Source organism: Plesiomonas shigelloides (genome assembly GCF_900087055.1).
In the GTDB taxonomy this organism is placed as follows: domain Bacteria; phylum Pseudomonadota; class Gammaproteobacteria; order Enterobacterales; family CAMTGL01; genus Plesiomonas; species Plesiomonas shigelloides.
This window is the reverse complement of record NZ_LT575468.1, coordinates 2587145-2611908: the sequence shown is the minus strand read 5'-3', so window position 1 is coordinate 2611908 and position 24764 is coordinate 2587145. Positions and strand designations below refer to the sequence as shown.

Sequence of the window (24764 nt, the reverse complement as noted above, 5' to 3'; positions counted from 1 at the left end):
GGTGCGCTATTGTCGCAGCAATAATGTAACAAGGTTTTGCGATTCGTGTGATTGATAGCCAGCCAGCGTTCAAGCTCTTAAGTTCAAGAGCCTGAACCGCGAACGAAAGATAGGGATAAGGCGTCATCACCGTGGTTGGTGTAGAGCGTGGTTTTGCTGGTAAGTCAGCTTAGCTGTTGCGCCAATCCCAATGTCGCGTCGGCGTTAAAATCTCTGGTAATGGAATATCCCAAATTTGGCGAGGGATGTGTGCCACCTGCTGGCAATCATGCGCTAGCCCGATCGGATAAGGGCGTGCGGCATGCACCCTATTTAAGGCGTGCGGCTGACTACTGTGATGGATTGGTGCCAACGTGCGATCATAAAAGCCGCCGCCCATGCCTAGACGATGACCGTGGGCATCGAACGCTACCAGCGGCGTGGCGATCAACTCCAGCTGATGCAGCGGGCAGACCGCATGCAAATCCAACTCTGGCTCTAAAATGCCAAAGCGGTTAGCGCGCATCGGGCTATCGGGGCGGTAGGCCAAAAACAATAAATGACCGCGACTAAACGGATGTAACACCGGCAGATAGACTTGCTTGCCGCACTGCCACAGCTCGTCAATCAGCGGTTGGGTATCTAGCTCACCATCGACCGCCAAATACAGCGCAATGTGCTGCGCCTGCTGAAAACGTGGATGCTGCAACGCCCGTTCAGCCAGTGCATTGGCCGCAGCATGCTGTTGCGGTGCTGACAACCGACGGCGTCGTTCACGTACCGTCCGGCGCAGTTGCTGGCACAGTGCCGCGCTGTGCGGATCCGGCGACAATGCATGCGGCACGTTTGGGGTAACGGAATGGGCGCTCATCAAGGCAGTCCTGCTGGTCAAAAGAAAATAAAGTTAACGAGCCATCATGCGGATGGGAAAGCGGTGAGCATGACGGTTTATGCCAGCATAGCAGCTTAAGTCTGCGTGCCAATCGGGAGGTACAAAAATTGTGTCGGTGGTATATCAGCGGTGTGGGGGATCAGAGAATACTGAGAATATGAGCAGGTAGCGCGAGCGTGCGAGTAAAACTAGGGAGTAAAGGATAAAGAGAACAGAGATACAGAAGAAAAGCGAGAGTCCCCAAGATGCCGCTGCGGGTAGTAGCCCTTGAACCCGCGGTTCAAGGTGAGCCCATCGTTACAACCATTAGGCTTCTCAGCGAACTGAGCATGCTCACAGGCCGCATAGTCGACGGACTCTGGAGATGTTGAATATCGGCTCAGGGGACGAACCCACTGGCGAACATCTCAGGGACAAATTCTTGTTCAACGGCTGGCGTCAATCCCTGACTGGCCTTGTCTACATTAGCTAAATCATATTAGCTAATCAGACGGTGATACCCGACGCGTTGCATATCAGATATCGGCCTTACGTTTGTTATACCAGCTTATTCGCGACAGACAAGCAGATTATTCGAATCTTGTGCCATGACGCGTATGCGTTAACTGTCCCTGTTCAACGAGTGCCTGCTCGATGGTGCTTTGCAGCATCCGAATTCGCTGCTCCATACTGGCAGCATATTCTTGAGTCTTACGGCGTTCCAGCTCCAGTTCGTTAGCCATATTCAGAGCCACGATCAGAGCCAGTTGCTCGGTATTCGTCACTTTAGAGCGTTGCTTTAGCTCTTGCAAGCGCTTATTCAACTCATCAGCAGAGCGAAATAGCGCATTTTTTTGTTCTTCCGGGCAATTTACGCGAATTACGCGCCCGAGGATCTGAATATCAACCGGTTCTGCTGTGCTCATGCCAAGCTCCTGCCTGGTTTTTACGTTAAAAAGCCTGTACCAGAAGTGTCGATATTTCGTACATGACACCGGGTTGCCCCATGACAAGCGGGCGCCACTATATCGGCGGACCTCATAAGATTCAAGCGCTTTCTGGCGGCAGGCGTGGGCTGGTGATAGCATACCAATATCACTCTTAGCTTTATACCGCAAAAACGGGATCTCAACAGATGAATACGAGCGCGCTTCCAGATTACTCCTCCCTGACCGCTTCTTTGATGGCCGAAGGCATCGCCATCAGCGCGGCAGAATTGCATGGCCTGCTGAGCGGCTTGCTGTGTGGCGGTATTAAAGATGACAGCTGGCAGGTCTGGATGCACGATCTGACCAACGATGGTCAAGCTTATCCGTCTGAACTGGCGAAAGTGGCCCGCACCATGTATCTGCAAATCAAACAAACCCTGAATGAGGAAGAGTTTGGTTTCAGCTTGTTGCTGCCAGAAGATGATGAATCGGTGTTTGATCGCGTGGATGCGCTGGCCGAATGGGTAAGCCAATTCCTGGTTGGATTGGGCGTGGCGCAGCCGGGGCTGAAAAAAGGGCATGCTGAAGTGGGTGAGATGATTGATGACCTCACCAGCATTTCGCAGCTGGGTTACGATCTGGATGAAGATCAAGAAGAGCTGGAGCAGTCACTGGAAGAAGTGGCCGAATACGTCCGTATGGGCGCGATGCTGTGCTTTAACACCTTTGCTTGTGCGCCATTGGCCGGTGAGAACGCCAAACCAACGCTGCATTGATGATTCACAGCTGAACACTGCGATGCCACGGATTGATGCCATGGCTCTAGGTCACGGAAAAATAACGCGCAACTACAGAAAAGCAGGTGCAGAACATAAGCGAGCAGGTCATCGCGCATCAGGTTATGTGAGGATAAACACAATGGATATTCAAGAATGGATTAACCGCCGTCAGGCCCTGTTGGCTCAGATGGCACCGAACAGTGCGGCGCTCTTTTTTGCCGCACCGGAGCGGACTCGCAGCCGTGATAGCGACTACCTATTTCGCCAAAACAGTGATTTTTGGTATTTCTGTCCATTAAATGAACCGGAAGCAGCACTGCTGCTGATCAAAGACGCGCATGGTACCCGTAGCGTGTTATTCAACCGGGAAAAAGATCCGTTGGCGGAAGTGTGGCATGGCCGCCGTTTAGGCCAAAGTGCTGCGCCAGCGGCGCTGGCGGTGGATCAGGCGTTTGCCTATCCCGCGCTGGCACAAGAGCTGCCTGCTTTGCTCAGTGGTTTGGACGTGCTGTATCACGCTGAAGGCGAGTATGACTACGCCGACCAAGCGGTGGCGCAAGTGTTAACCACGCTGCGTAACGGTTTTCGCCAAGGGCTGCGCGCCATCAATACCCAGATGGATTGGCGTCCGCTGGTGCACGAGATGCGCCTGTTCAAATCACCGGCGGAAATTGCCCTGATGCGCACCGCGGCGGAGATTTCGGCGAAAGCCCATTGCCGTGCGATGGAAAAAGCGCGCGCAGGCTTGTTCGAATACCATCTGGAAGGGGAAATTCAGCACGAGTTTTCCCGTCATGGTGCCCGTTTTGCTGCCTATAACAGCATTGTCGGTAGTGGTGATAACGCCTGTATTTTGCATTACACCGAAAACGAGAGCGAGCTGCGCGATGGCGATTTGGTGCTGATCGATGCGGGCGCCGAATACCAAGGTTATGCCGGTGATATCAGCCGGACTTTCCCTGTGAGCGGTAAGTTTAGCGCCGCCCAGCGCGCGCTGTATGACATCGTACTGCGCGCCGAGTTGGCCGCGATTGAGGTGTTGGTGCCAGGGCACAGCATCAAGCAAGCCAACGATCTGGTGTTGCGCATTATGGTTGAAGGGCTGGTGGCGCTGGGCATTTTGCACGGTGAAACCGAGCAGCTGATCGCAGAGAAAGCCTACTTACCATTTTATATGCACGGTCTGGGCCATTGGTTAGGCTTGGATGTGCATGATGTGGGCGATTACAGCACCCCTGCCCGCGAGCGTATTTTGCAGCCCGGCATGGTGCTGACGGTCGAGCCGGGGCTGTATATTGCGCCGGATGCGGATGTCCCCGAAGCCTATCGCGGGATCGGTATTCGTATCGAAGATAACCTGCTGATGGTGGAAGGGGGCAATCAGGTGCTGACCGCTGGCGCGCCGAAAGACCCCGATGCCATTGAAGCGCTGATGGCTGCGGCACGCCACAGCGTTAGTGCGCATTAATTATTCGTGTACATGAACAGAGTTGCTTATTCCGTTAAGTGAGTACAAGTGAAGGAGAAGTAGGATGCAGCCTTCCGTGATCATTGCCGGCGGCGGCATGGCCGGTACTCTGCTGGCCTTGGCGCTTGATACCTTGAGTCAAGGTCGAGTGCGTATCGATGTCATTGAGGCGCAGTTACCGCAAGCGATGAGCGGTAGCGGCTTTGATGCGCGTTGCATCGCGTTGGCGCATGGCAGTTGTCAGCAGCTCGAGCAATTGGGGCTGTGGGCGCCATTAGCGACTCATGCGGCACCGATTCGGCGCATCCATGTATCCGATCGCGGTCACGCTGGGCGTGTACAGCTGGACGCCGCGGATTATGCCTTGCCGGCACTCGGTCAGGTAGTAGAGCTGCGCCGCGCCGGTGAGGCGTTACTGCAGCTGCTTGCTAAACGCCCATCGATTCACTGGCATTGTCCGGCCAGTGTGCGTGACGTGCAGCGAGAAACTGAGCGGGTCACAGTCACCTTAGACAATGGTCAGGCATTGCAGGCTCAGTTGCTGGTGGCGGCGGACGGTACGCACTCTCAGGTGTTGGCGCAGTGCGGCATTCGCCCTACCGCGCAGCCGTATGAACAGGTTGCCGTTATTGCCAATGTGCGTAGTGCTGTGGCGCATCAGGGGCAAGCTTTTGAGCGCTTTACCGCGCACGGCCCGCTCGCGCTGTTGCCGCTAGCGACCAGCGATGGTGCGCCAGCCGACAATCTTTGCTCACTGGTGTGGTGCCACCCGAGCGCGCAGCGTGAATCCGTGTTGGCGTGGGATGACGCCACCTTTTTGCAGCAGTTACAACAGGCGTTTGGTTGGCGCTTGGGGCGCTTTACCGCGGTCGGTGAGCGGCATGCTTATCCGCTGGCGTTATATCAGCATCCTCAACATGTGCATCATCGTTTAGCGCTGGTAGGTAATGCTGCGCAGACACTGCATCCGATTGCCGGCCAAGGCTTTAACTTAGGCTTGCGCGATGTGATGGCGCTGGCACAGGCTTTGGCTGATGCGTTGCCAAACAATGTGGAAAACTCCGCGGTCGATATTGGTGATTATCAGGTGCTACGCCACTACCAACGCCGCCGCCGCGATGACCAGCAAACCACCATTGATACTACTGATGGACTGGTGCGGCTGTTTGCCAACCGCTACGCGCCGTTAGTGGCAGGACGCAATACCGGTCTGCTCTTAATGCAGGCCCTGACCCCGTGGCGTGACCAACTCGCGCGCCGAATGCTGGGGGAGAGTGAATCAACAAAAGGAGTGCCGTGTGCAGGCTTATGATGTGGTGATTATTGGCGGCGGAATGGTCGGATTGACCGTCGCTGCGGCCCTGCATGACAGCGGATTACGTCTGGCGGTGCTGGAAGGTCAGCTGCCGCCGAGCACGCTGCCTGCGCAACCGGATGTGCGCGTATCGGCCATCAATTTGGCCAGTCAGAATATTTTGCAGCGTTTGGGGGTGTGGTCGGCCATCATGGCGCGTCGCAGTACGCCATACGCCAAGATGGAAGTGTGGGAGCAAGACAGCTTTGGCCGTATCGCGTTTGCCGCGAACGAAATCAATGCGCCGCACTTAGGCCATATCATTGAAAATAGCGTGATCCAGCAAGCGCTGTGGGAGCATGTCAGCCGTTTAGAGGGCGTGACACTGCTGGCACCAGCCCAGCTGAAACAAGCGGCATTCGGGGAAAATGAAGCCTTCCTCACCTTGGATGATGGTCAGATGCTGACTACCCGTCTGCTGGTTGGCGCTGATGGCGCGCATTCGTGGCTACGTCAGCAAGCCGATATTCCACTGACGTTTTGGGATTATGGCCATAGCGCGCTGGTGGCCAATATTCGCGTCGCTGAAGGGCATGAGAATTGCGCGCGGCAAATCTTCCGCCCTCAAGGGCCGCTGGCTTTTTTACCCTTGAGTGAACCTAATCTGTGCTCGATTGTGTGGTCATTACCACCGCAAGAGGCGGCTCAGTTGCAGGCTCTACCTGCCGAACAGTTCAACGCTCAGCTAAGCGCGGCATTTGATTTGCGTTTGGGGCTGTGTGAGCTGGTCTCTGAGCGTCAGGTGATCCCGCTGACTGCCCGTTACGCGCGCAGCTTTGCCGCGCACCGTGTGGCGTTGGTGGGGGATGCCGCGCACACCATTCACCCACTGGCGGGTTTGGGCGTGAATCTCGGCTTACAAGATGCGGCGGCGCTAGCGCAGGAGATTGTGCGTTTGCATCAAAGTGGGCGCGATATCGGCTTGCATGCGCATTTGCGCCGTTATGAACGCTGGCGTAAAAGCGAAGCAGCCTTGATGTTGGCGGCTATGCAAGGTTTTCGCGATCTGTTTGCTGGCCATAACCCAGCGAAAAAACTGCTGCGCGATGTGGGTTTAGTGCTGGCAGGCCAATTACCGGGCGTTAAACCACAGCTGATCCGTCATGCCTGTGGCCTAAGCGGTGAGTTACCGCAACTGGCGCGTCCTTAACGGCTACAGCGTTAAGGTTGTCACTGCAACTTATTGAATCTAAACGGATTCAGCCGGCGTTACTGTATCTGCAGTAGCGCCGGTTTTATTTTGGTCTTCTGTCTTCTGTCTTCTGTCTTCTGTCTTCTGTCTTCTGTCTTCTGTCTTCTGTCTTCTGTCTTTGCGCTTATCGCGTTGTCTTATCTCTTGATCATCACTCTGTGGTTATTTCCATTTGGAGGAAGGGAAAAGGCGCGCTGCAATTTTGCATTTGATCCGGCTCACTGCCTGTTATTTATCCGATAGGGTTCTCGGACAAGCCGGTATATAGTTTGTTAACGTTTTAATATCAATGCGAAGATGTGTTTGTAACATAATGCAGTGATACTGGCCGTGACTGGGTGTCTATAGCGAGAGGTGGCAAGTCCACCTTTCAGCGGTTAAACGGCATGATAACAACACCGCACCACAGAAGAAGGATGGCTATCATGGCAAAGCGTACGCCTCTTTATCGGCAGCACTTGGCCGCCGGTGGACGCATGGTTGACTTCCACGGTTGGGAGCTACCGCTGCACTACGGTTCGCAGTTGGAAGAACATCATCAGGTTCGCCGCAGTGTAGGGGTGTTTGATGTGTCACACATGACCATTATTGACCTGCATGGCGAACATTGCCGCCCGTTTTTACGCATCTTGCTGGCCAATGATGTCGCGCGGCTGACTACGCCCGGTAAAGCGCTATACAGTGCGATGCTCAATGAGCAAGGCGGGGTGCTCGATGATCTGATTGTCTATTTCCTGCGCGAAGATTATTTCCGTTTGGTGGTGAATGCCGCGACGCGCGACAAAGATTTAGCGTGGATCCGCGCCCATGCGCGCAATTACCAAGTGGACGTGCGTTTACGCGATGATTTGGCGTTGCTGGCCCTACAAGGCCCGCAGGCTCAGGCAAAGTTACAGCCCCTGTTACCGGTTGAGCAGCGCAGCGCCTTGGTAAGCTTAAAACCTTTTTTTGCGTTGCCGATTGGCGAATGGTTGGTGGCGGCGACCGGTTATACCGGTGAAGCCGGCTATGAAATTATGCTGCCTGCCGCGCAAGCACCAGCGCTGTGGCAAGCGCTTTGCGAACAAGGCGTTGCTCCCTGTGGCTTAGGCGCACGCGATACGCTGCGCTTGGAAGCGGGGCTGAATCTCTATGGGCAGGATATGGATGAGAGCGTGACCCCGCTGGCCGCCAATATGGGGTGGACGATCAGCTGGCAGCCGGAAGATCGCCACTTCATTGGCCGCCATGCCTTAGAGCAGGTGCGTGAGCAAGGATCGCACAAATTGGTGGGGCTCACCTTGCAGGAAAAAGGGGTACTGCGCCACGGTCAGACGGTACATTTTATCAATGCCTTGGGCGCCGAAGAGCAAGGCGTGATCACCAGTGGCAGTTTTTCGCCTACATTAGGTTATAGCATCGCGCTGGCTCGCGTGCCGGCCGATATTCCGCCGCAGGCCAGCGTGCTGATCCGTAACCGCGCGTTGCCGGTTACGGTCGGCGCACCAGGTTGGGTGCGCCATGGCAAAGCAATCGTCCGCTGAGCCTTAAATATGAGTCTAAAAATATACGTCTCTAACCGATACGAAAGGATTTTGTTATGAGCCATATTCCCTCTGAATTACGGTATACCGACACCCACGAATGGGTGCGTGAAGATGGCAACGGATGCTATACCGTGGGTATCACCGATCATGCGCAGGCCCTGTTAGGTGACATGGTGTTTATTGACTTACCGGATCCCGACTCCAGCGTGGCCGCCGGAGATGATTGTGCGGTGGCGGAGTCGGTTAAAGCGGCATCGGATATCTACGCTCCGCTGGCGGGGGAAGTGATTGCCGTCAACGAGGATCTGGCCGATCAGCCTGAGTTGGTCAATAGCGATCCGTATGGAGATGGCTGGTTGTTCCAATTGCGCATTGACGATCCGCGTGAGCTCGATGATCTACTGAGCGCCGAGGAGTACGCCCAATTGATCGCTGCCGAAGATGATGACAGCGGCGAAGACGAAGAGTAATTCGCGCCACTGATGGCGATATGCCCGAGCAACCTGTGCCGGCGATACCTTAGTCGCCGATTGTATTATTGTGCGATGGTATCGTCAGCATCGCGTTGCTCGGCAGTTTAGGTATGGCGGCCTTCGCCTGCGCGATGGCTGTTTTCTCGTGCGCTTTGCCGAAAGTCGGTTTGGACGAGGCCGCTTCGGCTGATTCAGGACTGCCACTTATGACCACTTCCTCGCAGCCGACCCCGTTGGCGCCGGCGTTATTTGCTCCCGATGCATTTATTGCCCGTCACATCGGCCCAGATGAGCAGGCGCAGCAGCAGATGCTGCATAGCCTCGGTGTCGCCAGCTTATCAGAACTGATCACTCAGACCGTACCAGCGGATATTTTGCTCTCACGACCTCCAGTGTCACTGCCGGCTGCGGATGAGCCGCAGGCTTTGCAAGAGCTCAAACGCATCGCTGCGCAAAACCAGATTTTTCGCAGCTTTATCGGCATGGGCTATAGCAACACAGTCACGCCGCCGGTGATTTTGCGTAATGTGCTGGAAAACCCTGCATGGTACACCGCGTATACCCCGTATCAGCCGGAAGTCGCGCAGGGGCGTTTAGAAGCCTTGTTGAATTTCCAGCAGCTGACCCTCGATCTTACCGGTTTGGATGTCGCCTCGGCCTCATTATTGGATGAAGCCACAGCAGCGGCGGAAGCAATGGCGATGAGCGCACGTGTGTGTAAGCGTAAAGGCGCGCAACAATTTTGGGTGCTGGACGATATCCACCCGCAAACATTGGGCGTGCTGCAAACTCGTGCCGAGGGGTTAGGAATCAGCTTACAGCGTGGCTCGCTGGATGCGTTGATGGCGCTAGAGCGCGGCGAGCGCGCGATGTTGTGTGGCGTCTTGGTGCAATATCCGGCCAGCAGTGGCGATATTCCAGATCTGGCCGCATTGTCGGCTTTCTTGCAGCCGGAGCAGATCTTACTGAGTGTGGCCGCCGATCCGTTGGCGCTGGTGTTACAAGAAGCGCCCGGGCGGCTGGGCGCTGATATTGTGTTTGGCTCGGCGCAGCGTTTTGGGGTGCCGATGGGATACGGTGGGCCACATGCGGCCTTTTTTGCCACCCGTGATGCGTATAAGCGTGCCATGCCGGGGCGCTTGATTGGCGTGTCTCGTGATGCCGCTGGTCAGCCTGCGCTGCGTATGGCGATGCAAACACGCGAGCAACATATCCGGCGCGAAAAGGCCAATTCCAATATCTGTACGTCACAGGTGTTACTGGCCAACATGGCCGGTTTCTACGCCGTGTATCACGGCGCTAAGGGGCTTAGCCGTATTGCGCAGCGGGTACACCGGTTGACCGGCATGCTCGCGCAAGCCTTGACGGATATCGGGATCGCTCCGCTTCATTCGCGCTGGTTTGATACCTTAACCTTTGCCCTGAGTGATACCGCCGCGGTTCGCGAACGTGCGCTAGCACGGCGCATCAATTTGCGCCTCGATCGTGCTGGCCACGTAGGGATCACGCTAGATGAAACCACAACATTGGCGGATTTAACCGATCTGTATCAGATCGTCAGCGGTCGTGAGCAAGAGGTGCCCGAGTGGGCGGTGCTCGACGGGCAGGTGGCTGCGCAATCACGTTTGGGCGCGGTGCGTAGTGCGCCAATATTGACGCATCCGGTGTTTAATCGTTACCACAGCGAAACCGAAATGCTGCGTTACTTGCAGCGTTTGGCGCGCCGCGATTTGGCGCTCGATCGCGCCATGATCCCACTGGGCTCTTGCACCATGAAGCTCAATGCCACCGCCGAGATGCTGCCAATCACGTGGCCAGAGTTTGCGGCGTTGCATCCATTTTGTCCGCCAGAGCAGGCCAAAGGCTATCAGATTTTACTGCGCCAACTGGCCGACTGGCTGGCCGCGTTAACCGGTTATGATGCGGTGAGCTTACAGCCGAACTCCGGCGCGCAAGGAGAATATGCCGGTTTAGTGGCCATTCGTCAGTACCACTGTGCGCAAGGGCAAGCGGCGCGCAATATCTGCCTGATCCCCGCGTCAGCGCACGGTACCAATCCGGCTTCGGCGCAGCTAGCGGGCATGCAGGTGGTGGTGGTGGCCTGCGATCGGCAGGGTAATATCGATTTGGCCGATTTACGTAGCAAAGCCGAGCAAGCCGGTGAAGCGCTTTCTTGCATCATGGTCACTTATCCTTCAACCCATGGCGTATATGAAGAAACCATTCGCGAGGCGTGCCAGATTGTGCATAGCCTTGGCGGACAGGTATACCTTGATGGCGCCAACATGAATGCGCAGGTTGGGCTGACCAGCCCGGGTTATATTGGCGCGGATGTTTCGCACCTTAATTTGCATAAAACCTTCTGTATTCCACACGGCGGTGGTGGACCGGGTATGGGGCCAATCGGTGTCAAAGCTCATTTAGCACCGTTCTTACCGGGCCATGCCTGCCTGCAGCTGCCGGGCTTGTGTGGTAATGGCCCTGCAGTATCGGCGGCGCCGTTTGGCTCGGCCTCGATTTTGCCGATCAGTTGGATGTACATCCGGATGATGGGTAGCCAAGGGCTGCGTCACGCCACCGAAGTGGCTATCTTGAATGCCAACTATCTGGCTGGCCGTTTGTCGGCGGCCTATCCAGTGCTCTATAGCGGCCGACAAGGGCGGGTGGCGCATGAGTGCATTTTGGATTTGCGACCGCTAAAAGAGCGCTCCGGGATCAGCGAGATGGATGTGGCCAAGCGTTTGATTGACTACGGATTCCATGCGCCGACGATGTCTTTTCCGGTTGCGGGAACCTTGATGATCGAGCCGACGGAGTCGGAAAGTTTGGCGGAGCTGGATCGGTTTGCCGATGCTTTGCTGGCGATCCGCAACGAGATAGCTCAGGTTGAGCAGGGCGTGTGGCCGCGTGATAATAATCCGTTGGTCAATGCCCCGCACACTCAAGCTGAGCTGTGCGCCGATGAGTGGTCTTATCCGTATTCGCGTGAGGTTGCCGCATTTCCCGTTGCGGGTTTACGCAGTGATAAATACTGGCCAACAGTGAAGCGCTTAGATGATGTGTTTGGTGACCGTAACCTGTTTTGTGCCTGTATTCCAACTGCCGAATATGGTGCATTGTCAGCGGAGTAATTTCGCAGAGTCATTTAGCGTAGTACTTTGCCGCACTACTTCGCGCCGCTCTTTGCGTAATCACGCTAAGTCGTAGCGCCCACGCTCTTGCTATAACGCCGACATGCTGTCGGCGTTTTTCTTTTCTCTGGTGCTTTTTGGCTCCGTGATTTTTGCGCCAATATTCGTTCTTACTGTGGGCTTAGCTATGAGTTTTAATCGCTTGGCGCATATTTTGGTGTCCGGACGCCATTTTATGACGTATTGCGCAGTGTAAACTCGATTTTAACCAGTGGAAAATCGCTAGCATGCGCGATAAACACTCATTTTATCTTCCTTGATGACAAGCACGCGATACGCGTGAAACAGCCGATTTTGCCAGCACAATGCACCGTGATACCGGCCATTAACCGGTCTGACTGTTACATAATTGTTTGAAAGCGTGCTATGCTTTCCAATTCGTCTGATAAATAGAGATATTCATCACGCGGCATTCGTAAAAAGATAGTCGGCATAAACCGGCTCATTTAGAGTTATTCACTGTTGTTAGCCTATCTTTAATTTGTACTTGAATCTGAATCATATCGAGGGATTGTTATGCTGGAGCTGTTAATCGGCATTCTTGTGGCCGCCGGCGTGGGGCGGTATATCTTCAAAGGTTATTCAGCCACCGGTGTACTGATGACCGGTGGCCTGTTGCTGCTGATTATTGCCGCCTTGTTGGGGCATTCGGTGCTGCCAAAAGGGGTGGAATCCACCGGTAATATGGCGACCGATGTGGTGGAGTATGTGAAATATCTGCTGATGAATCGCGGTGGCGATCTTGGCATGATGATCATGATGCTGTGCGGTTTTGCTACCTACATGACCCATATCGGGGCGAATGACATGGTGGTGAAGCTGACCTCGAAGCCATTGCAGAAGATCAAATCCCCGTATGTACTGATGGTGGCGGCCTATTTTGTGGCTTGTCTGATGTCACTGGCCGTGTCATCAGCAACCGGCTTGGGTGTGTTGTTGATGGCTACCTTGTTCCCATTAATGGTCAACGTGGGGATCAGCCGTGGCGCGGCGGCGGCAATCTGTGCCTCTCCGGCAGCGATTATTTTGTCGCCAACTTCCGGTGATGTGGTGGTAGCAGCCAACGCCGCTGGTTTGGATCTGATTGATTTTGCGTTTAAAACCACGCTGCCAATCTCCATCGTGGCGATTTTGTGTATGGCAGTGGCGCACTTTTTCTGGCAGCGCTATCTGGATAACAAAGAAGGCGTCAGCCATGAGCGTCTGGATGTGAGCGAAATCCAAGTCAATGCCCCATCGTTCTACGCGATTTTGCCTTTTACGCCGATTATCGGGGTACTGATTTTTAACGGTGATCTGGGCCCGAAATTGCACATCATCACTATCTTGGTCATCTGTATGATCATGACTGCGCTGATTGAATTTATTCGTAAGTTCAGCGCGCAAGAGGTGTTTAAAGGTCTGGAAGTGGCATACCGCGGCATGGCTGATGCGTTTGCTAGCGTTGTGATGCTGTTGGTGGCAGCAGGGGTCTTTGCGCAAGGCCTGACTACCGTGGGCTTTATCAACAACCTGCTCGGCTTGGCACAATCGTTCGGTAACGGCGGTTTTGTGATGATGATGGTGCTGGTGATTATTACCACACTGGCTGCTTTCACTACCGGTTCAGGTAACGCGCCTTTCTATGCGTTTGTGGAGCTGATCCCGAAACTGGCGGCGCAGATGGGGATTAACCCGGCCTTCCTGATTATCCCGATGCTGCAGGCGTCCAACTTGGGTCGTACCATCTCTCCAGTTTCTGGGGTTATTGTGGCGACATCTGGTATGGCGAAACTGTCTCCGTTTGAAGTAGTGAAGCGTACTTCAGTACCCGTACTGGTTGGCCTGATTGTGGTCATTATCGCAACCGAGATTATGGTGCCGGTATAAGCCTGTCTCTTAGATATAGAGATCTTAGGTAACTAAGATAACTAAGATAATCATGTAATGGTAATGCCCTGCTGTCTGCCGTGATAGCAGGGCATTTTTTGCGGGATAACCAATTGTTGCTGCTATCCCGATGGCGGTAAGACGCGCGTGGTGATTGTTACTTTGCGCCAGTTTAGGCCAGATTCGGTTGTGGTTTTTTCTGATATTGCGCCATCAGGCTGCGTAAAATCAGCTGCAAACGTCCTAGCATCAACTGGATTTCATGCCCACTCAAGGTCAGCGCGGGCATAAAGCGCAACAGGTTCGGACGCGGCGCGTTCAGCAGCAACTGCTGCAAGCGGGCTTCCACAACCGCTTCTTCGGCTATCGGATATTTCACATCCAGCGCCAGCAATAAACCGTGACCACGCACTTCGCCCATTCCCAGTTCGGCACTTAACGCTTCCAGTCCTGCGCGTAGCTGCGCACTGCTGTCGCGCACCTGTTGTAAAAAGTCGCGCTGCGCCACCGTGTTCACCACGGCTAACCCACCGGCACACATCAGCGGATTACCGCAATAGGTACCACCTTGATCGCCAGGCTCAAAGCAAGCGACCTGCGCACGCGCCAAATGCGCGGCCAGCGGGATCCCGCCGCCTAACCCTTTACCCAGCGTAACCATATCCGGCACGATATCGTAATGCTCAAAAGCAAATAGGGTGCCGGTACGACCAATGCCGGTTTGTACCTCATCGACAATCAGCAATAAACCCAGCTCGTCGCAGAGTGCGCGTAGCCCGTGCATAAAGCTTTTCTGGGCTGGGATAACGCCCGCTTCACCTTGGATTGGCTCCAACATTACCGCAATAGTTTGGTCTGTGACTGCTTGGCGCACAGCGTCTAAATCGTTATACGGCACTTTGATAAAACCGGGCACTTTTGGCTCGAACAGCGCCGCAAATTGCGGCTTGCCGGTGGCGGACATGGTGGCCAATGTTCGTCCGTGAAAGCTGTTGTCAAAGGTGATGATTTGATAAGCGCCATTTTTATGTTTTTGCCCGTAACGGCGAGCCAGCTTGATGGCACTCTCATTGGCTTCGGCGCCTGAGTTGGTAAAAAACACCTGATCCAGTCCTGACAAGGTCGCTAAGCGCGTGGCTAATTGCGCCATGGGTTGGTTAAAAAAGGCAGGGCTTGGATTGATCAGGGTTTGTGCTTGCTGGGTTAGCGCTTGGACCAGCTCATCAGGGCAATGGCCCAGACAGTTCACGGCCCAGCCTTGGACAAAATCCAAATACGCAGTGCCATCGCTGCTGTACAGCCAGTGTCCCTTACCATGGGTGAAATAGAGCTCCGGCCGGTGGGTTATGGTCATCAACGCGTCCGTGTTCAGTGTGGTCATCTCTGCTCCCTGCATTTGCTTTGTGCGGTCTGATTTTGGCAATGTAGTGAATAAAAACTGAATGTTCAATCGTTTTTTGTGACTAAAAATTCCAGTGTCACCACAATGGAAAGTTGCACTAGCGTGAACAGGTGCGACAGGAGTTTGTGATCTTTTTCTATCTTTGGATGGCTTTATCTGCTGTACAAATCTTAAACGTTAACAACTCGTATATTAACGGTTAGAATCCGCCCAGCCAAAGAGTCGCACCACGCCGGTGCCTCTTTGCCCGTGAAGATCTGTCAGCCAAGGAGTGAGCGCATTGTGAGTATGTTACCGCATCACCTTCAGCAGCAACTGCTCTACCACCGCTGGGCATACCGTATTTTGCAGCGTCAGTTACGTGGATTACCCACCGCGTTGCTCGTACAAGACAGTGGCCTGTCATTTGGCTCAATTCTCAATACACTCAATCATTTGTTGGTTTCTGAACGTCAGCAATTAGCTCGGGTGCTGCACCAGCCGGTACCGGATTTGGCGCCGGATACCATTGTCACTATCGATACTGCGGCGTTGTTTGAGCAACTGGAGCAGACCTGCGACCAGTGGCTGGCGATCACCACTCAGCTGGCGGAATTAGCACAAAGCCAGCGCCATGACGCCGATATTCAAATCTGTGAAGTCATTTTGCATGCGGTGCACCATCGCGGCCAAATCTCAGCGGTGATGACCAATCAAGGTTACCCCGCGCCGGGAATTGATTTTGCTGCCTTTCGACGCGCACAAGTCGCGCAGGCGGCAGCACAGCACGCAGAGGTCATCACTGACCACGTCTAATTCTGTGATAGAGAGGTTTGCGCAGCGCGCCTTTGTGGATGCAGTCATCGTCTGATGGCTGCGCCTACGTCACGGATCTCCTGCATTTCATTCACGTCATTTTGCTTATCTACTTTTCTTATTGATTTGCTTACGGGGGTTTTCTCGCTACTGCCACGCTGAATGGCGAGGCCGTGCAGTTTTTGTATTTTCAGCTTACACGTGTACGCCGAAAAGGGTATACTGTCATCATCGCAGACGTGCTGAGCGCGCCATGCGGCATGATGGATGGCCATCAGGTCAGGTATTGTTGAGTGTCGGAGTCACTGTATGTCATCGGTTAGTTCATCTACGGCGTATTCTGTTCACGAAGAATGGGTGAACAGTATCACTCACGGGTTAGGGGTTATTTTCGGGATTGTGGCGTTGGTGCTGCTGGTGATGCAGGGCGCCGTAGAGCATCAGGGGACCCGAGCGCTAGCCAGTTATGCGGTATACGGTAGCAGTATGATAGTGCTGTTTCTGGCCTCGACCCTCTACCACGCCATTTTGATCCCCAAAGCGCGGCGTTGGCTGAAAACCTTTGATCACTGTGCCATTTATCTGTTGATTGCCGGTACCTACACTCCTTTTTTGCTGGTGGCGCTAGATACCCCGTTAGCGACAGGTTTGATGGTGGTGATTTGGGCGCTCGCGGCAGTGGGCATCGTCTTTAAGTTGTTTTTCGTGCACCGCTTTCAGATTCTGTCGGTCAGCACCTATTTACTGATGGGCTGGTTATCTCTGGTAGTGATTTATCAACTGGCCATCTCGTTACCGCTCGGCGGTTTGGTTCTTTTGGCGGCGGGTGGCGCACTATACAGTTTGGGCGTGATCTTCTATCTGGCCAAACGTCTGCCGTTTAGCCATGCCATTTGGCATTTGTTTGTCCTCGGCGGCGCTGTGTGTCACTTCCTCGCGATATACTTTTATATTGCAAAATAACCTGACTAACGTTGCTGATTTCGCTGTTATTTGAGTAGCCTAAAACCGCTGGATTGCCACTGTGCACCGGCGGTTTTGCCTTAAGATGAGAAGCATTTCGCTGTCAGCGCATGCCAAATTTGTAAGCCCCGCTTTTCACACCTTCCCATGTTGCTTTTTTGTTAAGTGCAGACAATCATTTTTATTGTCTAAAAATAAGCCAAGACAATGTAACACCCGTTGGGATGGTGAGAGAGCTCTGCCGGTTATTACGTTGTACCCTTCGCGGCTGTAGCCCGCTTACCGTCATTTATGTTTGCTCTACCTTACAAGGATACGGGTAAATGCAATCTAAAGGATTCCCCCTTTCTGCTCTATGTTGTTCGCTGATGCTGGCAGGCATTGGTCAGGCGCAGGCCGCGCCCGGTAAACCGGTATTGGCCTGGAGTGAAACCAACTTTGCGATTGTGCAAGTCAATCAGGAAGCGACATCGTACAACGCGCTGGTGAAGGTCAATAAAGATGGCGCGCCGGTGCCGGTCGCGTGGGATCGCTGGTCTGGCGAGGCAGGCGATCGCTGGAAAGTGCTGCTCAATGGCCAATCGGTATTTGAAAAAAGTGTTAGTGCAGCCGCCTCGCAAAAAGACAGTGCCACCGTGTATGTGAAAAAAGGCGGCAAATACCAGATGCAGGTTGCGCTGTGTAGCGGCAGTGGCGCCAGCGAGAGTTGTACGCTGAGTGATGCCAAAGCGATCGTGGTGGCAGATACCGATGGTAGCCATTTAGATCCGCTGACCATGAGCGTCGATCCGAATAACAAAACCTACACCAATACCAGTGGCATGCAGGTCGGTACCTACTTTGTTGAGTGGGGCGTATACGATCGCAAATATCCGGTAGCGAAAATTCCCGCGCAGAACCTGACCCACATTTATTACGGTTTTACCCCGATTTGCGGTGGCAATGGTATCAATGATGGCCTGAAAGAGGTGGATAACGGCAACAGCTTCAATGCCTTGCAGCGTGCCTGCTTGGGGCGTGAGAATTTCAAAGTTGCTATCCATGATCCGTGGGCTGCGCTGCAAATGCCACAACCCGGGCAAGGGCAGTTTGATTCCTATAAGGGTAACTTCGGCAGTTTGATGGCGCTGAAAAAACGCTATCCAAATCTGAAGATCCTGCCTTCTATCGGCGGCTGGACGCTCTCCGATCCGTTCTTCTTCTTTGGCGATGATGCGAAACGTAAAGTGTTCGTTGATTCGGTGGAGGAGTTTATCCGTACCTGGAAATTCTTTGACGGGGTGGATATTGACTGGGAGTACCCGGGCGGCAAGGGGGTGAATCCGAAACTGGGCGATCCGGCTAAAGACGGTGCCACTTATGTCACCTTGATGCGCGAGCTGCGTGAAATGCTGGATCGGGTGGGCGCCGAAACCGGTAAGCGCTATGAGCTGACTTCCGCGATTGGCTCCGGTTACGACAAAATTGGCATCATCAATTATGCGGATGCGGCGCAGTATGTCGATCGCTTCAATGTGATGACCTATGACTTCTATGGGGCATGGAATAATGAGCCCGGCCATCAGGCGGCGCTGTACTGTGGCTCTCACTTGGAAGCAGCTCGCTGCCAAGGCACGGGCAAAGACTCCAGTGGGAAGGATTACACCAACAAGCCGGATTACAACACTGATAACGCCATCAAACTGATGTTGGCGAAAAAAGTGTTAGCCAGCAAGTTGAACGTTGGCGTTGCCATGTATGGCCGTGGTTGGAGTGGGGTCATGCCGGCGAGCTTGAAGATTGCCGGTAACCCGATGTCTGGCACCGGAGCTGGCGCGGTTAAAGGTACCTTCGAAGCGGGCGTGGTGGATTATTGGGATATTCTCAAACGCGCATTAGGCTCGACCAATGGCACTGGCGTGAATGGTTTCCAGTATGGGTATGATGAGCAAGCGCAAGCCCCGTACGTTTGGAATCAGTCAACCGGTGAGCTGATCACGTACGATAACCCACGCTCGGTATTGGCCAAGGGCAATTATGTCCGTGCCAACGGATTGGGCGGTTTGTTCTCATGGGAGATTGACGGCGATAACGGCGATATCCTTAATGCGATGCATGAATCACTGTCGCACCCTGTCGCCGGTAGTGGCGGCGGTGGCAGCACCTCCAACCAACCGCCGGTGGTGAGTGTCAGCAGTGCACTGAGTGTAGATAGTGGTAAGAGTATCAACGTACAGGCATCGGCATCCGATCCGGAAGGCCAAACGCTCACCTATGCGTGGACATTACCGGCCGGCTTTAGCGCGCCCGATCTCACCAAAGCGACGCTGGCCTTAACTGCGCCGCAGGTGGATAAAGACGCCGTCTATAATCTGGTGCTGAAAGTGAGCGATGGCAGCAATGTGGTGAACAAAACCATTGCTGTCACGGTCAAAGCGGCAGTGACGCCACCACTGAATACTGCGCCAACCCTGACCTTGCCGGCAACGTTAACCGTTGATGAAGGGAAAACGTTAGTGGTGACCGCGGACGCTAAAGATGCCGAAAGCGATCCGTTGACTTATAGCTGGAATACTGCCGGTTTAACGGCCAATGCGACCAATGCCGCCAGTATTACACTGACTGCGCCAAGCGTGACCGCTGACAGTAACTACACGGTGTCGGTAACGGTCAGTGATGGCAAGCTCAGCGTGACCAAATCGGTGGTGGTGACAGTCAAAGACGTACCATCGACTGGCGGTAATAGCGGCCAGACCACCTGGGATCCGGCTAAAGTTTATGTTGGTGGCGATACCGTGCTGTTTAACGGCGTGCAGTATAAAGCCAAGTGGTGGACGCAAGGCAATCAGCCAGACCAAGGCGGCCCATGGGAGGTGGTGAACTCTTCTTCCGGTAATGGCAGCGGTGGCAGTGCGACGGTGGCGAGCTGGAATGCGACTACCGCTTACTCGGGCGGCGCCAAAGTAACCTATAACGGCGCGACTTGGCAGGCACAGTGGTGGACACAAGGTGAAGTGCCGGGAAGCAGTCAGTCTGGTGCGTGGAAAAAAGTAAGCTAATCGTGAGCACCAATCGATGAAGGCTCGAAGGTAGACGTTTTAAAGATAGATGTCTTAAAGATAGAAGCCTTAGTGGCTGTCACAGTAAAAACCCCGCATTGCGGGGTTTTTTATCGCTAACCTAAGCCTATCGCGCGCTGTTTTGTATGCCAGCGGCGCGGGCGATATTATTCGACGCTATTTATTCGAGGCTATAAGGCAGCGCGACCGGATGCAGGCTGCTGTCGCTGTCACCGACAACGCGCAGGTGTGCATTGCTATCTAGCTCGTTATTCAGCACTGCTTGTACCCGCAGTTGACCGTCTTGCAACAGTGCTGCGGCCAGCACCGTACCGGTCCGACGCCAGTTTTCGTCCAGTTGTAACTCTAAGCTATCTCCGGCTTGCGGCGCGGTATGGCCATGACCGGCTAAAGTATACAGCGCGCGCTTGTTGGCGCCGCGGTATTTGGCGCGCGCCACCATCTCTTGACCGGCGTAACAGCCTTTGTTGAAGCTGACCGCATCCAGCGCCTGCAGATTTAGTGCTTGCGGGATAAATTCATTACAGGTCGCGGCGGATAATTGCGGTACCCCGGCTTCAATATCCAGCGCTAACCACTGCTGGTGGTTGTTATAGCTCGGCGCGGCTTGCTGTAAGCCATCTAACACTCGGCTTAACTCCGTGTGTGGCATCAGCAACGTAAAACGCTCTTGAGGTTGCGCTTGCCACAGTAACGTACAGTGATCGCTGCTGACACACGGCGCATCAGCATCCGGTAAACGGCTAAACAGCGCCGCTAAGGCTTGCCGTGCATCAGCGCCCGCCAATCCCAGCAAGGTGTAGTTGTTATCTTCACTGATGGTCAGTTTGGAAAACACGGCATATTTTTTTAGCTCTGGCAGTTGGCGTTCATTTAAGTCGGCTGCTTGCAACCAGCCAAAGCCGCCATCCAGCGCGAACAGAGTGAAAACACTCCACATTTTTCCTTTGGCATCACAATGTGCGCCCAGCGTGTAATGTTCGGGTGCCAGCGCTTGTACGTCACAGGTGACTTGGCCTTGCAGGTATTTAGCCGCATCCGGTCCGGTGATGGTCAATAACGCCAAATGCTCCAAAGACATCAACGTCAATGGCAATTGAGCGGCCGGCAGCAACGGGGCGGCGGCAAAAGGAGCAGTAACAGAGGCTGTCATAGTGGTGTCCGTATCATCTGATAATCTGAGTGCGGCCCGATAGTTGAGGGCCGGGTTACATGCAGAAAAGGTGTGCTTATGGCTCTCAATATAGCGTCCTGCTGCTGAGCTGACTACGGGGCAGGGTGAAATTCTGTCGCTGAAAACAGCTCAAAACACTGAACTTAGTCACAAATTTTGGGCGCTGCGCGGCGGTAATTTTCAAGATCAGTGCTAGGATCGAAAGCTGTGCAAAAAGGGGGCAGCCCTTTTTAATGACGGGACGGAGTTTAAGTTGTGATTGATGTGAATAATAGTGCCCGGGTTCGCTGGGCGTGCCGCCGCGGTATGCTGGAGCTGGATGTGGTGATCATGCCGTTTTTTGAGCATGAATACGAAGGCTTGAGCGATGAAGATAAAGCGACCTTTATCCGTTTGCTGGAGCGTGACGATCCGGATTTGTTCCGCTGGTTTATGAACAATACCCGTCCAGAAGATCCGGCGCTGGAAGCCATGGTCGCGTTGATTAAAGCGCGGAATAAAGCGCGTGGATTTACTGCCGTTTAATGTGCGGCCCTCACGCCGCAGCGTACAACTTCTGAGCGCCGGTTATGGTGTATTGGCGCTGTTGGCGTGCTATTACTTAGTCTCTGAGACATTGCTCAGCGAGTCGCTCAGTCCGCTGTGGTGGCTATTGGGCGGCGCGTTGTTAGTGGCCCTTAGCCTTGAGTTTCGGCATCGCTATCGGCGCTTGAGAGCACAACACGGCATCTTGGCGTGGGATGAGGGGCTTGGCATCAGCTGGCAAGGTCAGCGTTGGTCGTATCGTTCCGCCTTGTTTTTAGGGCGAGCGGGCGTCGTGATTTGGGTACGTCGTGAGCGTATTGATACAGCAGCGGATACCTCAAAGGGAAGCTCGGCACGTTGGCCGCAGTTTGTGCGTTTTAGCCGCGAGCCGATTTGGTTATTGCCAGATATGCTGTCGAACGCCGAGTGGCGACGCTTATGTGGTAAGTTAGTACAGACCGAACAGTTATTGGCGGAGTATCGCTAAATCCGGCTCTGTCTGCCACATCCTCGACTCACTCACCGATGTTCCCCTGAGATAACTGCTTAATCTTGGTTGTTGCGTTACTTTCTGTGGGTGGATATTTCGCGACATGTATTCGCGTATTCGCGCGATATTGATCGTCAGATAGTGGCGCGACTGACACCGCGCCACTACAGGGTGAGAGGCGGGTTACTGGAGAGGGTTTGCGTCGGAAAGCGCCTCAGTTGGCTGACCGGCTGACGGGGTCAACACACTTGGCCGCGATTCATCCAGCGCTTGCGGATAATCGAGCGTGTAGTGCAGACCGCGGCTTTCTTTACGCTGCAGGGCGCACAGCACAATCAACTCGGCAACTTGCACCAGATTGCGCAGCTCCAGCAGGTTATTCGAGACACGAAAATGCGCGTAATACTCTTGAATCTCTTGCTTGAGCATGTTGATGCGGCGCAGTGCGCGCTCTAACCGTTTGGTGGTTCGCACGATCCCGACGTAGTCCCACATAAAAAGGCGCAGCTCATGCCAGTTGTGCTGGATCACCACTTTTTCATCCGAACACTCGACCTGACTTTCATCCCACGCTGGCAGGGTATCGACCACATCGGCATACGGTAGCCATTGCAGCAAATCTTCCGCCGCTGACCAGGCATACACCACGCATTCCAGCAGCGAGTTGGACGCCATCCGGTTGGCACCGTGCAAGCCGGTATAACTGACCTCACCAATGGCATATAGTCCATCGACATCGGTACGTCCGTGTTGGTCGACCATCACCCCACCACAGGTGTAGTGTGCTGCCGGTACAATCGGGATAGGCTCGGCGGTCAGATCCAAACCTAGCGTGAGCAATTTTTCATAAATGGTTGGGAAATGCGCCTGCACAAATTCTGCCGGTTTATGGCTGATATCGAGGTACATGCAATCAGCCCCGAGACGCTTCATCTCATGGTCAATGGCGCGCGCCACGATATCCCGCGGAGCCAGTTCAGCACGCGAGTCAAAGTCTGGCATGAAACGGCTACCATCAGGGCGGCGCAGATAGGCGCCTTCCCCGCGCAGCGCCTCGGTCAGCAAAAAATTTCGCGCCTGTGGATGGTACAAACAAGTCGGATGGAACTGGTTAAACTCCATGTTGGCCACGCGACAACCTGCACGCCACGCCATAGCGATGCCATCACCGGAGGAAATATCTGGATTGGTGGTGTACTGATACACCTTGGACGCACCGCCGGTGGCCAGGATCACCGCTTTCGCACGGATGGTTTCGACCCGCTCCAGCTCACGGTTCCAAACATAGGCGCCCAGCACCCGATTGGGTTGCTGCGAGCTATCGGTCAATTCCAGTTTAGCGGTCGTGATCAGATCAACGGCGTTGTAGCGTTCGTACAACTGGATGTTAGGGTGTAGACGGGTTTTATCGACCAAGGTCGTTTGCACCGCTTTGCCGGTGGCATCGGCGGCGTGCAAAATACGGCGGTGGCTGTGGCCGCCTTCGCGGGTTAAGTGGAATTTTTGCGCGCCGTCGTGCTCTTCCACATCAAACGGTACGCCATAATCAATGAGCCATTGCACACAATCTCGTGCATTTTGTGCAATGAATTCAACTGCTGCTTTATCGCACAGCCCAGCACCGGCAATCAGTGTATCCTGAACGTGTGATTCAATGCTGTCAGTTTCATCGAACACCGCAGCGATGCCGCCTTGGGCGTAATATGTGGCACCTTCAGCAAGCGGTCCTTTGCTCAGTACGATCACCTTGCTGTGTGCCGCGACCCGAAGGGCAAAAGAGAGACCGGCAGCGCCGCTTCCGATCACGAGCACATCACAAAGATGTTCAAGGGATTGTTCCATAACGTATGATAGATACTGATAGATGACTAATAAGTGAGCGTATGGTAGATCAGCTCACCCCATATTTGTTACCGTTTTTACAGCATCAGCGAAGTTCAGCTCACAGAATTTAGTACAACGTTGAACTTCTGCGGGATAATTAAATCAAATAAATCAGCTGGCTCAATATTACGCTGTGTCACCCCGTGGGCGGCGGAGTAATACGAGATGCTGTACAAAGAATGTTTTGGAGAAGACACCTCGGATGAGCGAGCAGTTGACAGACCAAGTGTTGGTCGAACGTGTTCAGCAGGGGGATAAACGCGCTTTTAATCTTCTGGTTGCCCGCTATCAGCATAAGGTGGCTGGATTGGTTTCCCGTTATGTCCCACAGGGCGATGTGCCTGATGTTGTGCAGGAATCCTTCATCAAAGCATACCGTGCTTTGGGGTCGTTCCGTGGCGAGAGTGCTTTTTATACGTGGTTGTACCGTGTGGCGGTCAATACGGCCAAAAACTACTTGGTCGCTCAGGGGCGGCGTCCACCAAGCAGCGATGTCGATGCTGAAGACGCAGAAAGTTACGAAACTGGCAGTGCGTTAAAAGAAATATCGAACCCAGAGAATCTGATGTTGTCAGATGAACTGAAGAGGGTGGTATTTGGTGCTATTGAAGCCTTACCGGAAGACCTGAAAATGGCAATTACCTTACGTGAGCTAGATGGCCTAAGCTATGAAGAGATTGCCAGTATCATGGATTGCCCGGTGGGAACGGTTCGTTCGCGGATCTTCCGTGCGCGTGAATTTATCGACAGTAAGATCCAGCCGTTAATTCAGCGCTAATAGCAGCAATATCAAAATGAAAAGAGGTTGGTGCGTATCCGGTTTTTCTCTGTGTGCTCCTGT

Annotated in this window: 19 protein-coding genes and 1 other RNA gene; 14 read left to right on the top strand and 6 right to left on the bottom strand. The window is 53.9% G+C overall.

Annotated elements, in window-relative coordinates; genetic code table 11:
- Window positions 1-169: 169 nt before the first annotated feature.
- From NCTC9997_RS11655 to zapA, 3 genes are all read right to left on the bottom strand, one after another.
- Window positions 170-850 carry a 5-formyltetrahydrofolate cyclo-ligase gene (locus tag NCTC9997_RS11655; protein WP_082935555.1) on the bottom strand — a complete coding sequence of 227 codons (681 nt, stop codon included), beginning with the start codon at window positions 848-850 and terminating at the stop codon, window positions 170-172.
- A gap of 254 nt (window positions 851-1104) precedes the next feature.
- A non-coding RNA gene (gene ssrS / locus NCTC9997_RS11650) (6S RNA) lies at window positions 1105-1288 on the bottom strand.
- A 152-nt stretch (window positions 1289-1440) separates the two neighbouring features.
- Window positions 1441-1776: a cell division protein ZapA gene (gene zapA, locus NCTC9997_RS11645; RefSeq protein ID WP_010864397.1), complete on the bottom strand. Its 336-nt coding sequence runs from the start codon at window positions 1774-1776 to the stop codon at window positions 1441-1443.
- 209 nt (window positions 1777-1985) lie between these two features.
- Here zapA and NCTC9997_RS11640 point away from each other — a divergent pair, with 209 nt between their 5' ends.
- The 8 genes from NCTC9997_RS11640 to dcuC all read left to right on the top strand — a co-directional run bounded on the left by NCTC9997_RS11640 (window position 1986) and on the right by dcuC (window position 13631).
- Window positions 1986-2555, top strand: coding sequence for a UPF0149 family protein (locus tag NCTC9997_RS11640; RefSeq protein ID WP_039045179.1), 570 nt, complete (start codon window positions 1986-1988; stop codon window positions 2553-2555).
- A gap of 142 nt (window positions 2556-2697) precedes the next feature.
- The gene (gene pepP, locus NCTC9997_RS11635) at window positions 2698-4026 is read left to right on the top strand and encodes a Xaa-Pro aminopeptidase (protein ID WP_064978111.1); all 1329 of its coding nucleotides are present in this window, start codon (window positions 2698-2700) and stop codon (window positions 4024-4026) included.
- 64 nt (window positions 4027-4090) lie between these two features.
- A complete protein-coding gene (ubiH, locus tag NCTC9997_RS11630; RefSeq protein ID WP_010864394.1) occupies window positions 4091-5338 on the top strand; it encodes a 2-octaprenyl-6-methoxyphenyl hydroxylase in 1248 nt (415 codons plus the stop codon).
- On the top strand, window positions 5325-6530 hold the full coding sequence (locus NCTC9997_RS11625; RefSeq protein ID WP_010864393.1) for an FAD-dependent 2-octaprenylphenol hydroxylase: 1206 nt from the start codon (window positions 5325-5327) through the stop codon (window positions 6528-6530). The genes ubiH and NCTC9997_RS11625 overlap by 14 nt, the downstream gene beginning before the upstream one ends.
- A 467-nt stretch (window positions 6531-6997) precedes the next feature.
- Window positions 6998-8095: a glycine cleavage system aminomethyltransferase GcvT gene (gene gcvT, locus NCTC9997_RS11620; RefSeq protein ID WP_064978110.1), complete on the top strand. Its 1098-nt coding sequence runs from the start codon at window positions 6998-7000 to the stop codon at window positions 8093-8095.
- 56 nt (window positions 8096-8151) lie between these two features.
- Window positions 8152-8568 (top strand): glycine cleavage system protein GcvH, encoded by a 417-nt coding sequence (gcvH, locus tag NCTC9997_RS11615; protein ID WP_047708992.1) that lies wholly within the window; start codon window positions 8152-8154, stop codon window positions 8566-8568.
- A 209-nt stretch (window positions 8569-8777) separates the two neighbouring features.
- Window positions 8778-11702, top strand: a complete 2925-nt coding sequence (gcvP, locus tag NCTC9997_RS11610; protein WP_064978505.1) for an aminomethyl-transferring glycine dehydrogenase — start codon at window positions 8778-8780, stop codon at window positions 11700-11702.
- A gap of 576 nt (window positions 11703-12278) precedes the next feature.
- Window positions 12279-13631, top strand: coding sequence for an anaerobic C4-dicarboxylate transporter DcuC (dcuC, locus tag NCTC9997_RS11605; protein WP_010864389.1), 1353 nt, complete (start codon window positions 12279-12281; stop codon window positions 13629-13631).
- A 172-nt stretch (window positions 13632-13803) separates the two neighbouring features.
- On the opposite strand, the gene NCTC9997_RS11600 is transcribed toward dcuC, so the two are convergent.
- Window positions 13804-15012, bottom strand: a complete 1209-nt coding sequence (locus tag NCTC9997_RS11600) for an acetylornithine transaminase (protein ID WP_064978109.1) — start codon at window positions 15010-15012, stop codon at window positions 13804-13806.
- 309 nt (window positions 15013-15321) lie between these two features.
- On the opposite strand from NCTC9997_RS11600, the gene NCTC9997_RS11595 reads away from it, so the two are divergent.
- The 3 genes from NCTC9997_RS11595 to NCTC9997_RS11585 all read left to right on the top strand — a co-directional run bounded on the left by NCTC9997_RS11595 (window position 15322) and on the right by NCTC9997_RS11585 (window position 19829).
- Window positions 15322-15828, top strand: a complete 507-nt coding sequence (locus NCTC9997_RS11595; protein WP_064978108.1) for a DinB family protein — start codon at window positions 15322-15324, stop codon at window positions 15826-15828.
- 309 nt (window positions 15829-16137) lie between these two features.
- The gene (gene trhA, locus NCTC9997_RS11590) at window positions 16138-16791 is read left to right on the top strand and encodes a PAQR family membrane homeostasis protein TrhA (RefSeq protein WP_047708995.1); all 654 of its coding nucleotides are present in this window, start codon (window positions 16138-16140) and stop codon (window positions 16789-16791) included.
- Between the two features lie 323 nt (window positions 16792-17114).
- Window positions 17115-19829 carry a glycosyl hydrolase family 18 protein gene (locus tag NCTC9997_RS11585; RefSeq protein WP_082935554.1) on the top strand — a complete coding sequence of 905 codons (2715 nt, stop codon included), beginning with the start codon at window positions 17115-17117 and terminating at the stop codon, window positions 19827-19829.
- Window positions 19830-20010: 181 nt separating this feature from the next.
- Here the strand turns inward: NCTC9997_RS11585 and ygfZ are convergent, their stop codons facing one another.
- Window positions 20011-21003, bottom strand: a complete 993-nt coding sequence (gene ygfZ / locus NCTC9997_RS11580; protein ID WP_064978105.1) for a tRNA-modifying protein YgfZ — start codon at window positions 21001-21003, stop codon at window positions 20011-20013.
- Window positions 21004-21282: 279 nt separating this feature from the next.
- Between ygfZ and sdhE the strand changes: the two genes are divergently transcribed.
- Together sdhE and NCTC9997_RS11570 are read left to right on the top strand one after the other, a co-directional pair.
- Complete coding sequence (gene sdhE, locus NCTC9997_RS11575; RefSeq protein ID WP_036770508.1) at window positions 21283-21549, top strand: FAD assembly factor SdhE; 267 nt, start codon at window positions 21283-21285, stop codon at window positions 21547-21549.
- Window positions 21530-22036, top strand: coding sequence for a protein YgfX (locus NCTC9997_RS11570; protein ID WP_064978104.1), 507 nt, complete (start codon window positions 21530-21532; stop codon window positions 22034-22036). Before sdhE ends, NCTC9997_RS11570 begins: the two co-directional genes overlap by 20 nt.
- 186 nt (window positions 22037-22222) lie before the next feature.
- Here NCTC9997_RS11570 and nadB read toward each other — a convergent pair whose 3' ends face one another.
- Window positions 22223-23881: an L-aspartate oxidase gene (gene nadB, locus NCTC9997_RS11565; protein ID WP_064978103.1), complete on the bottom strand. Its 1659-nt coding sequence runs from the start codon at window positions 23879-23881 to the stop codon at window positions 22223-22225.
- Window positions 23882-24125: 244 nt separating this feature from the next.
- On the opposite strand from nadB, the gene rpoE reads away from it, so the two are divergent.
- Window positions 24126-24701: an RNA polymerase sigma factor RpoE gene (gene rpoE / locus NCTC9997_RS11560; protein WP_010864380.1), complete on the top strand. Its 576-nt coding sequence runs from the start codon at window positions 24126-24128 to the stop codon at window positions 24699-24701.
- Window positions 24702-24764 lie beyond the last annotated feature (63 nt).

Coding starts and splice junctions, on each gene's coding strand:
- nadB (WP_064978103.1), bottom strand. CDS start 23,881: ATGGAACAATCCCTTGAACATCTTTGTGATGTGCTCGTGATCGGAAGC.
- ubiH (WP_010864394.1), top strand. CDS start 4,091: ATGCAGCCTTCCGTGATCATTGCCGGCGGCGGCATGGCCGGTACTCTG.
- dcuC (WP_010864389.1), top strand. CDS start 12,279: ATGCTGGAGCTGTTAATCGGCATTCTTGTGGCCGCCGGCGTGGGGCGG.
- NCTC9997_RS11640 (WP_039045179.1), top strand. CDS start 1,986: ATGAATACGAGCGCGCTTCCAGATTACTCCTCCCTGACCGCTTCTTTG.
- gcvH (WP_047708992.1), top strand. CDS start 8,152: ATGAGCCATATTCCCTCTGAATTACGGTATACCGACACCCACGAATGG.
- trhA (WP_047708995.1), top strand. CDS start 16,138: ATGTCATCGGTTAGTTCATCTACGGCGTATTCTGTTCACGAAGAATGG.
- NCTC9997_RS11585 (WP_082935554.1), top strand. CDS start 17,115: ATGCAATCTAAAGGATTCCCCCTTTCTGCTCTATGTTGTTCGCTGATG.
- pepP (WP_064978111.1), top strand. CDS start 2,698: ATGGATATTCAAGAATGGATTAACCGCCGTCAGGCCCTGTTGGCTCAG.
- ygfZ (WP_064978105.1), bottom strand. CDS start 21,003: ATGACAGCCTCTGTTACTGCTCCTTTTGCCGCCGCCCCGTTGCTGCCG.
- gcvT (WP_064978110.1), top strand. CDS start 6,998: ATGGCAAAGCGTACGCCTCTTTATCGGCAGCACTTGGCCGCCGGTGGA.
- NCTC9997_RS11655 (WP_082935555.1), bottom strand. CDS start 850: ATGAGCGCCCATTCCGTTACCCCAAACGTGCCGCATGCATTGTCGCCG.
- rpoE (WP_010864380.1), top strand. CDS start 24,126: ATGAGCGAGCAGTTGACAGACCAAGTGTTGGTCGAACGTGTTCAGCAG.
- NCTC9997_RS11600 (WP_064978109.1), bottom strand. CDS start 15,012: ATGACCACACTGAACACGGACGCGTTGATGACCATAACCCACCGGCCG.
- zapA (WP_010864397.1), bottom strand. CDS start 1,776: ATGAGCACAGCAGAACCGGTTGATATTCAGATCCTCGGGCGCGTAATT.
- gcvP (WP_064978505.1), top strand. CDS start 8,778: ATGACCACTTCCTCGCAGCCGACCCCGTTGGCGCCGGCGTTATTTGCT.
- NCTC9997_RS11595 (WP_064978108.1), top strand. CDS start 15,322: ATGTTACCGCATCACCTTCAGCAGCAACTGCTCTACCACCGCTGGGCA.